This window comes from Gilliamella sp. B2828 (genome assembly GCF_026537125.1).
GTDB lineage: Bacteria > Pseudomonadota > Gammaproteobacteria > Enterobacterales > Orbaceae > Gilliamella.
On the sequence record NZ_JAFNMU010000004.1, the window covers coordinates 44,935 to 59,456 of the forward strand.

General features: G+C 31.2%; 12 protein-coding genes. All 12 read left to right on the plus strand.

Features of this window, described 5'->3' with window-relative positions; all coding sequences use genetic code 11:
• Window positions 1-944: 944 nt before the first annotated feature.
• The 12 genes from J3U19_RS04835 (at window position 945) to J3U19_RS04890 (ending at window position 14,199) form a co-directional block, all read left to right on the plus strand.
• Window positions 945-2,249 (plus strand): CpaF family protein, encoded by a 1,305-nt coding sequence (locus J3U19_RS04835; protein WP_267340613.1) that lies wholly within the window; start codon window positions 945-947, stop codon window positions 2,247-2,249.
• Window positions 2,249-3,175 (plus strand): type II secretion system F family protein, encoded by a 927-nt coding sequence (locus J3U19_RS04840; RefSeq protein ID WP_267345557.1) that lies wholly within the window; start codon window positions 2,249-2,251, stop codon window positions 3,173-3,175. Before J3U19_RS04835 ends, J3U19_RS04840 begins: the two co-directional genes overlap by 1 nt.
• 3 nt (window positions 3,176-3,178) lie before the next feature.
• A complete protein-coding gene (locus J3U19_RS04845) occupies window positions 3,179-4,051 on the plus strand; it encodes a type II secretion system F family protein (RefSeq protein ID WP_267340611.1) in 873 nt (290 codons plus the stop codon).
• A gap of 122 nt (window positions 4,052-4,173) precedes the next feature.
• Complete coding sequence (locus J3U19_RS04850; RefSeq protein WP_267340610.1) at window positions 4,174-5,478, plus strand: tetratricopeptide repeat protein; 1,305 nt, start codon at window positions 4,174-4,176, stop codon at window positions 5,476-5,478.
• A 47-nt stretch (window positions 5,479-5,525) separates the two neighbouring features.
• Entirely contained in the window at window positions 5,526-6,380 is an 855-nt protein-coding gene (locus J3U19_RS04855; protein ID WP_267345558.1) for a hypothetical protein, read from the plus strand.
• 2 nt (window positions 6,381-6,382) lie between these two features.
• Window positions 6,383-7,816, plus strand: coding sequence for a type II and III secretion system protein family protein (locus J3U19_RS04860; RefSeq protein ID WP_267345559.1), 1,434 nt, complete (start codon window positions 6,383-6,385; stop codon window positions 7,814-7,816).
• A gap of 18 nt (window positions 7,817-7,834) precedes the next feature.
• On the plus strand, window positions 7,835-9,007 hold the full coding sequence (locus J3U19_RS04865) for a hypothetical protein (RefSeq protein WP_267340605.1): 1,173 nt from the start codon (window positions 7,835-7,837) through the stop codon (window positions 9,005-9,007).
• Window positions 9,008-9,026: 19 nt separating this feature from the next.
• A complete protein-coding gene (locus J3U19_RS04870; RefSeq protein WP_267340604.1) occupies window positions 9,027-9,518 on the plus strand; it encodes a TadE/TadG family type IV pilus assembly protein in 492 nt (163 codons plus the stop codon).
• A gap of 2 nt (window positions 9,519-9,520) precedes the next feature.
• Window positions 9,521-10,276 (plus strand): tight adherence pilus pseudopilin TadF, encoded by a 756-nt coding sequence (gene tadF, locus J3U19_RS04875; protein ID WP_267340603.1) that lies wholly within the window; start codon window positions 9,521-9,523, stop codon window positions 10,274-10,276.
• Window positions 10,277-10,297: 21 nt separating this feature from the next.
• Entirely contained in the window at window positions 10,298-12,289 is a 1,992-nt protein-coding gene (locus J3U19_RS04880) for a TadE/TadG family type IV pilus assembly protein (RefSeq protein ID WP_267345560.1), read from the plus strand.
• A 27-nt stretch (window positions 12,290-12,316) separates the two neighbouring features.
• Window positions 12,317-13,744, plus strand: coding sequence for an RCC1 domain-containing protein (locus J3U19_RS04885; RefSeq protein ID WP_267345561.1), 1,428 nt, complete (start codon window positions 12,317-12,319; stop codon window positions 13,742-13,744).
• Entirely contained in the window at window positions 13,744-14,199 is a 456-nt protein-coding gene (locus tag J3U19_RS04890) for a prepilin peptidase (RefSeq protein WP_267340598.1), read from the plus strand. The genes J3U19_RS04885 and J3U19_RS04890 overlap by 1 nt, the downstream gene beginning before the upstream one ends.
• Window positions 14,200-14,522: the final 323 nt, after the last annotated feature.

Consider the following 14,522-nt stretch of genomic DNA (forward strand, 5'->3'; position numbering starts at 1 on the left):
TAAGTTGTCTAATATCATTTCTTAATTAGCAATACTTATTGTTATAGTGATATAAGCCACGCCTTTATAAGGGGTGGTTTATTATTTTAAGGTAATTTATGCTTGCTTCAAGATGAAAAATAAACTGTCGAAAAATAAAATAAGTATTATTAACGGTTAGCATAATAAGCTTAAGTCCTAAGTTTATTATTGTGAAAATTGCATTTCTTTTAATTTATTTATACTCAAATTTACTAATTGATAGCTCACATTTTACATTGCCTATTTTCAACTCATAATAACTTAGAGATATATCTAAATTTCTTAATAATTTTAATATTGTAAATAGCTTAATTATCCTAACAACCAGATGACCACCCAATAAATTTTCAATAAAATTTCATATAATCGCTATTATTTTTACTAAATAACAAGGATTCTATTATTTTTACAATTAAGCTAATGTTTTATATCGATTTAATTTTTGTAAAAATTTAAATAAAATTTACATTTAGTACTAGCAAATTTATACTATTTCGCATATAATGTGAAAAGTTTACAATAATAAAGTAAAATAATTATAAAGAAACCGTAAATTTAAAAAGAATTACTATGTTTATCAGTTAGCTGATTGTGTGAAGTTGCTGAATTTACAAGTGGATTTACCAAAAAATAAACGCAATATAACTGCGAATATATATATACAATCATTGTTTTAAATATTTCAGCAATGTTTTTAGTACTTTCGATAAAAATTCTATACGGTTCATGATGTTTTAGGGAAAGCATTTGATTCATTTGAGTTAAATGGGATCATTGCTTAATTACTATTCTAGTATCTCTTTCTTTATACAAAAGATATTGATGTTGAATAGTTTAATATCATTTCAATTTATAAGATAAAAGTTGCTGATACAATATATTGCAAGTAGCTTTTGTTAGTTAGGGGCTCGAACAAAAACGCTATGGCTAATGAACAATTTAAGTTTTCTAACGAGTGGGGAAAGGTTCGTGATTTAGTATTTCAAGTCCTAGATCTTGATTTAATTGATCAATTTAAAAAAGAACCTAACCGAGTTTTACGTGAAATACAAACTATAATCCGAGATATCATCAATTCAGGTAGTGCTTATATTACAGCAGATGAATCAAATGTATTAGCCGGTATGATCTGTGATGAGATCGTGGGTTATGGACCAATTGACTCTTTAATGAAAGATGAAACGGTTAATGATATTTTAGTTAATGGTCCTGATAGTATTTATATTGAGCGAGGCGGAATTCTTAGTAAAACTGATAAATTTTTTATTAGCGAACGACAATTACTAGATATTGCAAGACGACTCGTAAATAAAGTAGGAAAAAATATTGATGAATCGCACCCTTTAGTCGATTCAAGGATGCCTGATGGCAGTCGTCTTAATGTTGTTATTCCTCCAATAGCCATTGATGGTACATCAATGTCAATTCGTAAATTCGGTAATGGTCACCGAACATTTCATGATTTAATTAAATTCGGTTCATTGAACGAACATATGGCTAATTTTTTAGTGATTGCTGCTCGTTGTCGTATGAATATTATTATATCGGGTGGAACGGGGTCAGGTAAAACAACAATGCTTAATGCCCTCTCTGGATTTATTGGTGAACATGAACGTACCATCACACTTGAAGACGCCGCAGAATTAAGACTTCAACAAGAACATGTAGTTAGAATGGAAACTAAAAGTGGTGGTGAAGATGGGCGTGGCAAAGTAACCATGCGTGATCTCTTAATTAATGCCCTGCGTATGAGACCAGATAGGATTATTTTAGGGGAGTGTCGTGGTGAAGAAGCATTTGAAATGCTACAAGCCATGAACACCGGTCATAGTGGTTCAATGTCAACACTTCATGCTAATACGGCTAAAGATGCATTAGCGCGTTTGGAAAGTATGATTATTATGGCTCAGTCTGAATTACCTATTGCTGCAATTAAGCGTTACATTAGTTCATCTATAAATTTTATTATCCAAGTCTCACGTCTACCCGATGGTCAACGGAAAGTGATGAGTATTACAGAGGTTATTGGATTAGAATCGGGTAATATTGTTACTCAAGACGTATTTGAATTTCGCGTTAATGACGAAAGGGATCCTCATGGGAAAATTCAAGGCGAATTTGTTTGTAATGGATTAGTTAAACGTTCAGCTCTTTATGAAAGTGCTCAATATTATGAAATGTCAAATATTTTAGAAAAACTGATGTTTAGTGCCATGGGAATTGAATAATGATTATTATACTTTCGATAGCTCTTATTTTCGCTGCTCTTATGAACCTTTTTTCATTGCGTCGTCGTAGGGAACGTTTACAGGTTTTCAATAATATTGAACCTAAAAGTATATCATTATCGAACTTGATTGAAAATCAAGTCCCTGGTCGAGAACAATCTTTTTCAGATCAAGTTGTCTTTGGTATTAACGCTTGGATCAAATTTAATCTTCGTCTATTAATGACGGGACAATCAAAATCTAGAACGATAATTTACATTTTAATAGGAACAGTTGCAGGTATTATTTTAAATAAGAAATATGTAGGTTATGACAACTACGTAGTAATCCCTTTAAGCCTTATTTTTACTATAGCAGTAATTTGTATTTATAGAAAAAAAAGGCTTAAAACAGAGTTTTATAATAATTTTCCAGAAGCATTAAATATTATTACAGGTCTTGTTGCTTCTGGTTATGCAATTGCTACAACCTTCAAAACTTGTGGGGCTAATATTGAAGGAGTAGTTGGCAAAACGTTGAAAGAGGTTAGTGATAGATTGGAAGTAGGGGATAGCGTCGAAAATGTATTGATCAATTCTTATCTACAGCTTCCTTTTCCTGAATATTATTTTTTTGTTTTAACGGTAATGGTTAATCTTGATAGTGGTGGCGAACTAAAAGAGATTTTTAGCCGATTAAGTAAAATGTTAACAGACAATCGAATTATGGCTAAAACTAGAGATGGTAAAACGGCTGAATTAAGAATGACCATGTGGATTTTAGGTGCTATGCCTTTTCTTTTTATTGGACTACTCAGGCTTGTCTCAAAAGAAAATTATAACTTTTTAGTAAACACTGATGGGGGTCATTATATTATTTACTATGTTATAGGCAGTGTTGTTATTGGTTTTCTAATTATCAAAAACTGGATTAATAAAATTATTTAAATTATGAATATATTATTAAATATAACAATCTCGTTCTTTCTTATCGTTGTTGGCTGTAGACAGTTGTTTAATATCTATTTGCTTTATCGCAATCGAGAAAGGGTTGCTTTACTACTCAATAATGAAAGTCAAGAAAGAAAGTCTTCTAAAAAACGCGTGAATGAGAAAAATGTTGCTTTTGAAAAAATTGTTGCAAAAAACAGTGTATCTATAAGCTTTTTAAGAAGTTTTCAGGATAAAAATAGCTGGAAAGTTTATGCCATTATTATTGTATTTTCGATTTTTTATTTGATAAATGAAATCTCCAAACTTATTGAAATTAATCCAAATGTATTATTGATTATTTTGTTATTGATTGTCATTTTTGTCATCATCGTTCCGGATATACTTGTTAAAAGACAAACACAAAGACAGATTAAAATTGTTTCACGAGATTTACCTTTGGTTATTGATATGATGGCGATTATGGTTAGATCGGGTATGACAGTCGAAAGTAGTTTTAGATATTTAAGTACAAGAGTGAAGCCGATCAATAAAGATATCGCAGCCATTTTAGAAAGAGCTTGTTTAATGATGGATGTTAATGGTATTGAACTTTCAATTGATCTAATTCAACGAGAAGTGCCTAGCAAAGAAATGAGAATGTTTTGTGCAACATTAAAAAGAAGTATTAGTTATGGTAACTCAATTTATGATGCTCTGTTAGATTTATCAGCAGAGATAAGAGAGATGCAGAGGTTAACGATAGAAGAACAGATTTCTGCGCTTGCTGCTAAGCTGACTATACCAACGATGGTATTTTTTCTAGCGCCAGTTCTTGTGATCATTGCTGGGCCTGTTTTTATGAATATTGTGTCAACGTTTAATAGGATGTAGAGATAATGAATTATTTTTCCAGATGCTGTAAATCAAGTAGGCTATTAGAACCAAAATTTATGGTTGTATGTTCAGTGATACTTTTTATTGTTGGGTGTCAAAATAGTACATTAAAATATGATATGAATGAACAACAAAAAATTTATATTAACGAAACAACAAAAAATTATGGTGGTTTAATTGAATTGTATAAACAGCGCTTGAAACGTGAAGATACAGAAGATACAAGACATAAACTTGCTAAAGTTTATTATCTTTCTAATGATTTTAATGCTGTGAAAAGAGTTTTGGATCCTATTATAAAAAATACCGAAAATGATGGTATTCTTATTTTATACGGTCATGTTGAATCTAGATTAGGTCACAATGATGCGGCATTAAAATATTTAAATAGGGCAATAGAAATCAATAGTAAAAATGGTGAAGCATACAATGTAAAAGGTATCGTATTGCTGAAAAAAAAACAATATGATGCTGCAAGATTTGCATTTCATGAAGCTAGAGATAACTTTTATGATGAAAATAAAGTTACTAATAATTTAGCAATGCTATCGATCTTAAATAAAGAATACAGCGAAGCTTATAAACAGCTCAATATTTTATATACTAAAGGATATCGAGATCAAACCATTCTTCACAATTTACTTTTTACATTAGTAAAGTTGGATAAAATGCAATTAGCTAAGTCATTTTGCGTTGCACATAGACTATCTAATGAACCAGATATCTTAGTTCAAGAGTTAAGACAAATTGAGCCAATAGAGGCTATTAAGTTTAATGAAGTTAAATCTTCACAAAATGATAATCAAAAACAATACACAATTGAGAAAGCAGCAGAACAGTTAGCGTCTAATACAAATGCAAAAATTATCCCTATAGATAAAAATACAACTAAATCAATAAAATCAGCTAAGTCAGTCACTCCCGTTAAGTCAGACTTCAATGCTAAATTAACAAATATGACCAAATTAGATGCGACGGATTCTTCAAAGATGACTAGCTCATCGACTAATGTTCCACCTGTTTCCCTGAAACAAAATAAACAAACCGTTCAAAAAACATCTACTCAATTGGCTATCTTAGTGGTTCGTTCTGGGGAACATGGAAAGTTTAGTAGGATAACTTTTGAAACTGAAAATAAATTAAGTAAAAAAAATTATTCAGTTGAAAAAATTTCTCCTACAGAATTTAAATTGTCATTTTATGGCGTGACGCTTCCTGCTGAGGGAATTAATCAAATTATCAAACATATTTCAAGTAGTGATCGCGATTTTGCAACAGTTACAGGAACCTTAACCGCTGAAAAAACATTAATTCTTAAAATAAAAACTAAACAAAAATCAATAGTAAAAGATTTTTATGCTGGACCTAATTCTAAAGGGAAAGCTCATTGTTTCGCGTTTGATTTTTATTTAGAAAAGAAATAAGTGCAAAGGAAAAGTAAAAAAATAATATAGTACGGAGTGGAGTTTGCATGAAAGATAAAAAATTAATTGTTTTATATTTAGCCATGATAGTTGTGGGTCTGGCCTTACTTTTTACTAAGTCAGCCCCTTCAACTGTTGAGCCACCAGATCCAATAGTGGTGATTGAACCGCCTAAAAAAGAAGAGCCTAAAACTGAGTTCATTAATGTTGCTGTGGCAAAGCATAATATCGATAAAAAAACAATCTTGACGAAAAATGACTACTATTTTAAATCAATTGAAGTTGCTATTGATAAAGAAAGACCTAAGTTTATAACTAATGCGGCTGAAATTGATGCTCATGTTGTAAAAAACCATATTGCTAAAGATACTATATTTGAAGAAAGTCTTATTGTATCCCCAACTTCAAAAGATTATGTGATGTTAGCATTAAAAGATGGCAATTATATGTTTCCATTTGCATTAGATCCACTTGATTCTTATTTAGTAAAAAATCTTAAAGAAGGCGATCTGGTTGATCTTTATGTTTTTTATGCTGATGAAACAGAAAAAGGATCAAATATCAGAGAGAATAAATTTGTTTCCCCTGGTCGTGATTTCATTAAAAATCGCATAAAACCAATTATTGTTGGCAAGAAAATTTTATTCTTTGATCACGAAGAAGGTTTAGACAAAATTTATAACAAAAATGATGTTCCTAAAATTCAACTAGAACTTTCTAATCAGGAAATTAAGTTATTAAGAACATTAATGGCGAACTCAACAATTATTATGTACCCAAGTACTTTCAAAAAAAATGTTGAAGATGGATTACGTCTCTTAAATGATAAAGAAAAAAATTGGCCTCTATCTGAAAAAGATATTTTTTCAGGAACACGAATTAATTTGTTAAAAGGTAACTAAGAATGCTAATAAGAACTAAATCAATTATTAAAGTGCTCAAACCTCTAATCTGTTTATTATCTATTGGTTTTTCTTCATTGGCTTTTGCTAATATTCACAATTTACAAATCGGACAAAGTAAAACACTAGTGTTGCCAGAAAATGTCGGGACCGTTTTTATTAGCCAAGACAGTATAGCAAATTATGAGGTTGTTGGTGGTAAATCACTGATTATATATGGAAAATCAAACGGAAGGGCAAGTTTAATTGTTTATGATAGCGATAATAATATCATTATTAATGACACTATTAATGTCGATCCGCTTTTATATCAAATTACAAATCGATTAGCGCAAAATTTTCCAAATAGTAATGTAACAATCGATCGTTATGATAGTGGGGAGTTAAATAGTAAATTTGTGTATATATTATCAGGTACTGTACCAGATACTACAACAAAAGGTAAAATTTTGGCCCTTATAGGGTCTTCAATTGGGCAAAATGCAGAACGGATTAGAGCGGAATACAATAGTGAAGGGAGCTCTGGAGGGATTCCTATTACATTCCAAGATTATTATACTTACAGCAATATAATCGATAATATCAGAGTAATACAAGAATATCAGGTTAACGTGCAATTAACGTTCGTTGAAGTTAGCAAGGATTTCACAGATTCCCTAGGTATTGAATGGCAAAGTTTGACCCTCGACAGCATGATAAATAATGAATCTGTTGTCAACTCTATTGGTGAGTTTTCACTATTAGGCATAAAAAAAGGATTAAACATACATAATATAACCACCATGATCCGTGCCGTAAAAAATGATCGTTTGGCTAAAGTATTAGCTCAGCCTAATTTATCTGTGCTCTCTGGTGAAACTGCATCGTTTTTGGTCGGAGGTGAGATTCCTATTGTAACTAAAAACAAAGATGGCGATGCTAATGTGACTTATAAAGAATATGGTATTAAGTTAAACATTAGTACAAAAGTAAATAATGATAAACGTATAAGATTATTCATGGAAAATGAAGTGAGCTCAGTTTCTGGTTCGTACGCTTTTAATAACTATAATATTCCTACGTTGTCATCTCGAAGAACAAGATCCACTATTGATTTATCTGATGGTGATAGTTTTGTCATTGCGGGATTAATTAATGAAAATGATCAGGAGCAATTATCTCGTCTTCCTTTTATTAGTGATATTCCAATTTTGGGTGCACTAGCGCGAAGTTCAACAACGAGTCGTTCTAAATCCGAGATGGTAGTTTTTGCAACAGTGAATTTAGTAACACCAAAAAATAGTTTTGATAGTATTGAATTACCAACTATAGAGCGGACTGATGTAATCAATAGTTTCTTTAATATTAAAAACAATATTAATAAGCAAAGAAATAAGACAGTACCAGCTTCTAACGAAAGTGAAAAATTTATTAATGACATGGGCTTTATTGAATAAAAGGTTATTGGGATTCTTATGCAATTATTTGGAAATATAAAAGATACAGATACATCAACAAATTCTCCTTCACAAGAATTCGTTGTTGGAAGAATATCTGGCTATAAAGTAGCTATTGTAAGTAAAAGAACTGAATTAATTGAAAAAGTTCGTTCTGTACTATTTCTATATAACATATTGGGTATGGAGATTATTTCATTAACATTATCTGAGTTAAAAGAAACGCCAAATTGGAATCAGTTTGATGCAGTTATTATAGACATTCAAAATGCTGATGATGCTGAACAAATAACAGAAAATATCAATCGTTGTATTCCTATTCAAGCGACAACAGTACTTATAGGTAGTTATGATTCAATTCAGTTCTCTGAATTTTTATTAAAAAAAGGAATATATTTCTTATTGGAAAATAGTCAATTAGAAAAAATTCCAGATATTTTACATAAAAGAAGCATGACACCTCCAGGTTCAAGTCAAAGAGTAGGAAGTGTTATTACCTTCTTAGGTTGTAAAGGCGGAATTGGAACTTCATCATTGGTAGTTCATACACTCAAGAAAATTAGTGATTTAACCAATTACCCACTTCTTTATATACAAGGTGCAACAACAAGCTCTAATGCGGATTTTTTGTTTGAAATGCCAATACCTGATGATGGTTCATTAATTGATGTTGGAAATTCTTTGCAGGTTAAAGTAGAAACTAATGAAAAAGCATGGAACTATAAAGACCTCCATTCTGGTGAATTCAACATTACTATTATTGATCAGAATATGGGATTATCTTCATCATTCAAACATTTTGAAGAAATAATAACGTTTTCTAACATTATTTTTATTGTAATAAATAGAGATCCCTATTCTATTAAAGTGGCTAAGAAGATGCTAACAGAAATCACGCGCGCCAGTGCCACAAATTTTGATTTACTCAACAAGCGTTTTTTAATTTGTCTCAATGATGATATTCCTTATGATAAAAAAAATGCTTTGCGTGATTCAGATATTGAAGATTTTTTAGAACGGAAAATTGACTTTACTCGTAAATTTATACCAAGTATTGATAAATTTAAGAAAGCAAGTGATAGTGCAGAAATAAAAGAAATAGCCGCTGCTATTATTGGCAATAAAGTAATGAATGATGATCAACAGAAAGCTTTTTTTTCTTTATTAAGAAAAAAGAAAAATCATTTTTAAGACAAAATAGAGTAAAAATATGTTGAAATATTGGGAATTTTTTTTTAGACAAAAAAATGGAGTTGTTTCAATACAATTTGCCATTATTTTTCCTTTTTTACTTATTCTTTTTTTGTTGGCGTTTGAATTTAGCCGAGTTATGATTATTGGCTCGGCTTTAGATTTAATGACTACTGAAATAACAAGGCAGGTAGCCATCACAGAAGAAGACGATTATGCTGAGAAAATCGAAGATTTAATTCAATCTGAAGTTCCTTTATGGCCTTATGTCGCTAATCCTGATCATTTTGAAGTTTCTGTAAAGTATTGTAAAAAAATAAACGACATCATCAGTAACAATTGTCAAACAACACTTTCTGATGAAACCAACTTATTGCTATTTGATTTGAAATATCAATATTCAGTTATATTTTCTGAGTTTTTTAGTTTTCTTGACACCGCATTGGCCAGAAAAACTGTCGTTTACCGTGAGTTTATTAAAAGTGAAATGGAAAACAAAGGAAATTGGTAATAATGAAAGATTCTAAAAACTTTTTCCATAATAAAGATGGAGCATTGTCAATTGAGTTTGCATTTTGTTTCATATTGTTTTCACTCATAGTTTTCATTATTTATGATGTGTACACAACTATTATGTTACAAAATAAAATAGAACGCGCAAATTATACTGTAGCATCAGTTTTTCGTGAAAGATCAACTTTGTATAAAGATAAAGTCAAACGAGCTGGGGAGGTCCTTTCCGCAGGTTTATGTGCCAATAGAAATGCTTGTTATATTTCTAGTGAATTATTTGATTCACAACAAGTCAATGAGATGAGTAAATTAGCAAGCTCATTATTGAATAATCGTGAAGTTGCTTTACAAATAGAGGCTCTGTTTATTTTACAAGATCCCGATAATATTGAAGATTTGGAAAAAGCCAAATTAGTAACTTATGGAAAAAAAATTCTATCTTGTTCTAAAGGTACATGTGGTAATAATTCAATTAAAAGCTATTTTAATTCTTTACCAGCCATGGACGATCCTTCAAATAATTACCAACAACTTGCTCCTTATGCCCAAAAATTTGTAGATTCATCAAATATGTTGAGTGGGCGTTGGATTCCTTTATATCGGGTTTCAATGTGTATTGTCAATGAAGACAGCCTTTTTTTAAATTTGGTAAATCATACTGGACAAAGCTCAGATGGTATCGTACCAAATCTATGTAGTAACGTTGTTGTGTTGTCACGTTGTAACAATTCAAGAATTTGTCCTACTTATTATTAAATACACTTTTGAGACGATAATATGAACAATAATAGCCAATTAATTATAAGAAATCATAAAGATTCTTTTTTCAAGTGTACTTCTGGAGCAGTAGCAATATCTATGGCAATTATGCTCCCTGCTATCTTTACTTGTGTGGCATTTTCAATTAATCAAGCATACACTATGCGCAATCGGGCTAAGATATCTGAGGCTACTAATGAAGCATCATTAGCGGTGATAGCTATAGATAACAGAAATGTTGATGATAAAGCAAAAAAACAAAATCGAAAAATCGCATTGAATTATATTAATTATTTCATTTCTAAAAAAATTGGTGATCACTCTGTGTCAGATGCAAATTTATTAGAACCGGGGTCCAAAATTAAAATAGATTATAATGGAGATAAAGAGGAATATTATATCGCCTATAACCAAGCGTTTAACGAATTTACTGAGATTAAACTTCATGATGGTCAACAACCTCAGCCAATTGTTGTGGGTAATAAAACAGAAAGCTATGGGAATACTAGAAAATATCTAATTCGAGATTCATTTGATTTCGCTTTTATCAGCGATTTTTCTTCTTCATCAACATGTCAATATAGTAATGTAAACTGTAATAATTATTCTTCAAATAATAATGCTCAGCGACGTCTTGACTATATGAAAGAGGCAATAACAGACATTATTGAAAAATATAAAGATTATCCAGAATACCAATTTGCATTAGTGCCCTATGATATTGGTGTCCCAGTAGAAAGCCAAACTAAGAATGCAGCTGGGGGGCAAAGTTATGATTGTTCTGTTATGTATAAACTGAACCAACCTTATAATTCTATCGATTATAATTTTTGGGCAAACAAAAATATTGGGTTTACAAAATGGAGTAAACTGAAAAAAGATAAAGTTATTACAGATTATTTGGATAAAAATAATTATTTTCCTAAGCATAGAAAATTGTTAACTTACTATATGGATAGTTCTTATTATAACTATTATGCACAAATAATTGGACCTGCATTAGGTTTAGAATATGGTAATAATCAAGCATTAGTTGATGCTGGTTTATGTAGTTTGAGAACTGATTATCAAGATCGAATTGAAAATGGTTTACATGAATATGCTTGTGGCACAGACAGAAAAGATCATCCAGAAAAAAATAGAGTCCTCATAAATACTCAATATGCTGCAGTGGTTCAAATGTTTGATTACATGTTCTCAGGAAATTATAAAGATGTACATTATTCATTTGCTAACACTAAAACAGTAGATGTAGAAGGTACTATTGATACTTTATTCAGCGATACAAAGAAAAATATTATAACATTTGAGCGTCCTATTTCACCTGTACTTGCGGAATTTTCACCTTTTATGGGCATGTGTCAATCACCGTTATACAGTAATAATCTTATGAATAAAAAGATGATTCGTGAAAGAACGGTAACGGATGATATGTATAAAGAAATAGCAGAAGGAAAATATGTTAAGAACTTTGAATCTGCCCCTCATTTAATCCCTTTCAGTGATGATAGAGATCATAATAATAATATTTTAACAAGTATAAAAAAGACAAATTGGATGCCAGGGGGAGGTACTGACACCATAACAGCATTATTGAGAACCGTTCCTGTAATGGCTAAAGGTAATGGCAACAATAAAGTTATGATTATTATTAGTGATGGTAAAGATGATACCGGTGCAGGTGTTCTTAGAGATGATTTTTTAGATAAGGGTGTTTGTCAGGCAATAACATCAGGATTAAGAGATAAGAAGAATTTTGATAAAGGTTATCTTACAAATCAGGCTAAAAGTGCAATTATTTACTATATAAAATTAAATCCTAATGCGAGTAATTTAACAACTGATGCTCAATATGAAGCTGAGTTCGGTAAGTGGTTTACTAAATGCATGAACGGTAACCCAATATTCTTAATGGAAGCAAAAGATAGGAAGTCTTTGACCGCTGTAATAAGTAAAGTCATTGGAATTGAAACTGGAAAATTCATCAAAAAAAATCAGAATGAATATTAATAGGGCTAAAATAGGAGTAATAATGAAATGAAATCAATAAGAATAATAGTGATGTTTTTGACTTACTTTTGTCTTCCTGCTATAGCCCATTCAGAAACTGATGCTGTAATATTATCAACCCAAACAGGCGTGAAAGCAACTACACGCCTAAACCTGATACATACAGGGGTTACTGTTGAAAATGGTGATGTTTGGGTTTGGGGTTATAGAAATCAGGGGCTGCAAGGTAATGGTGTTTCGTTCGTTCACTGGAGGAGTGTGCCGGCGAGAGTACAAAAATTCGTTGATGAAGGGCTTACTATAATGCAAGTTGCAGCAGGAAGATATCATATTATTGCACTTGATGAAAATGGTGACGTATGGGGTTGGGGCCGTAATTATAACAGACAAGCAACAGGTGGAGTGGGAACCGATTCCATTTTTGTGGCCACACCTGTCAAAGTTTTATCTGGTAAAAGGGTTATCGATATCTTTTGTAACGAATATACATCTTATGCTTTAACTGCTTCGGGCGATGTTTGGGTTTGGGGAAGAGGAAATCTTGGTGAAACAGGACTTAACAATTTACAATTTAAACAAAAACTCCAACAGATTCCATCAAGTTTTTTTAACGACAGCCGAGTGAGAACTATGGGTGTTGGTTATCGAAGTGCTTATGCTATTACTCGTTCTGGAACTATATTTGCTTGGGGCGTTACTGTAAGCAATAAATTCTGTCCAGAAAATCAGAGATCTTGTGTTTATTCCATTAAACCAGTAAGGATTAATAATGCTTTAGTACAATCTAATTCAGGTATTTCTTCTGGTCAATCTATAAAACAAATTACAGGTGGTTATGGTTTTTTGACTTATTTAACCTATGAAGGTGAAGTTTTTGGAATGGGGAACACTTTATATTTACCCGATGGCAAATTAAATGAAAATATTAATGAAGAGGATGATGATGAAGAATGGAATGATAATGGTGAAACTGAACACATAGAAAATGAAGATGAAGATGAGAAAGATGCTGAGGATGATAGAAAAGATCCAATCAACATAACTGAAAGTCCTATACCTATCCTAGGTAAAAGTGCAGCAAGTGAAAAAGCGGCTGCACACTCAATTTATTGTCGTTATCGTGGATGTGTTGCTATTACAAAACATAAAAGTTTACTAACATGGGGTATAAAAGGTTGCAGTCGTTTAAATGAGATACTTTATGGTAAAAAGTTAATTGGTTCGGTAGTGCAAAGAAAACTTAATGGAATATTGACTAAATTTGATGGGGGCATGGAATTTTTATTTTATTGGAATGAAGATGGTGATGTTTATGGTGTAGGTAATGGCTGGTATTATAAATTAGACCAATCTAGTGTCCTTGACCGAGATTGGACTGCGCCAAGAGTGGAATTTTTGATGAATGCTATGCACGATGTTTACGGTAAAGATCATGTTTTAGGACAAGTACAGTAATGATTAATCAAGAATTATTTAATGACACTATTATTTTAACTGTTTGGTTGTGTTTGTTGATTTCTTGTTATACGGATATAAAATATCGAATAATTTCAAACTATATTGTCATAGTTATATTTGCTTTGGCGATGTTAAATTATGCTTTTGGTCTTGGAGCACTAAATTATGGTGCGTCTGGAATATTTTTAGTTTGTGGTTTATTGATGTTTTATTGCCAAATTGCAGGTGCTGGAGACATAAAATTAATTACTGTACTTTTGATAACTGTTCCTACAAGTAGCATAATGTTTTTCTTAGCAGTGACTACATTTTTAGGGTTACCTCTGGTAATCATTGCAATTATATATAAATGGTTAAAAAAAATAGAGGGTGGTATTACATTACCTTATGGTGTTGCAATTACAGGTGGTTATATCTTGACTTCTTTAACTTTCTTTAAAGTATTAATTTAGATATAGATTTTGAATAGTTATTTTAAAGTGAATAAACTCTAATATCAATTCTATCCCTCTTAGTTAAAACAATAGCTAGAGGGAGTTAAATTCCTTCCAAATCTTGTTCTTTTTTAATCAATGAAAATTCGATAATAACAGTCTATTCCTATCGTCACTATTTTCTAAACTTTGGAAAGGATAAAGATGGCGGTTCAAATTTCAATTCATCGCAAAGAAATCCTGAGGTTAAGCAGTGAATCCGGTAATTTTCAATAAAGGTAAAAAAAGTTGCAGAAATCAATTCATAGTATTTGTCTTATTATTTAATAAAATTGATAAGA

Bases quoted from the DNA above. Each gene is read 5' to 3' on its own strand.
- J3U19_RS04865 (WP_267340605.1), top strand. From the start codon at position 7,835: ATGCAATTATTTGGAAATATAAAAGATACAGATACATCAACAAATTCT.
- J3U19_RS04885 (WP_267345561.1), top strand. From the start codon at position 12,317: ATGAAATCAATAAGAATAATAGTGATGTTTTTGACTTACTTTTGTCTT.
- J3U19_RS04855 (WP_267345558.1), top strand. From the start codon at position 5,526: ATGAAAGATAAAAAATTAATTGTTTTATATTTAGCCATGATAGTTGTG.
- tadF (WP_267340603.1), top strand. From the start codon at position 9,521: ATGAAAGATTCTAAAAACTTTTTCCATAATAAAGATGGAGCATTGTCA.
- J3U19_RS04845 (WP_267340611.1), top strand. From the start codon at position 3,179: ATGAATATATTATTAAATATAACAATCTCGTTCTTTCTTATCGTTGTT.
- J3U19_RS04870 (WP_267340604.1), top strand. From the start codon at position 9,027: ATGTTGAAATATTGGGAATTTTTTTTTAGACAAAAAAATGGAGTTGTT.
- J3U19_RS04860 (WP_267345559.1), top strand. From the start codon at position 6,383: ATGCTAATAAGAACTAAATCAATTATTAAAGTGCTCAAACCTCTAATC.
- J3U19_RS04880 (WP_267345560.1), top strand. From the start codon at position 10,298: ATGAACAATAATAGCCAATTAATTATAAGAAATCATAAAGATTCTTTT.
- J3U19_RS04835 (WP_267340613.1), top strand. From the start codon at position 945: ATGGCTAATGAACAATTTAAGTTTTCTAACGAGTGGGGAAAGGTTCGT.
- J3U19_RS04850 (WP_267340610.1), top strand. From the start codon at position 4,174: ATGAATGAACAACAAAAAATTTATATTAACGAAACAACAAAAAATTAT.
- J3U19_RS04840 (WP_267345557.1), top strand. From the start codon at position 2,249: ATGATTATTATACTTTCGATAGCTCTTATTTTCGCTGCTCTTATGAAC.
- J3U19_RS04890 (WP_267340598.1), top strand. From the start codon at position 13,744: ATGATTAATCAAGAATTATTTAATGACACTATTATTTTAACTGTTTGG.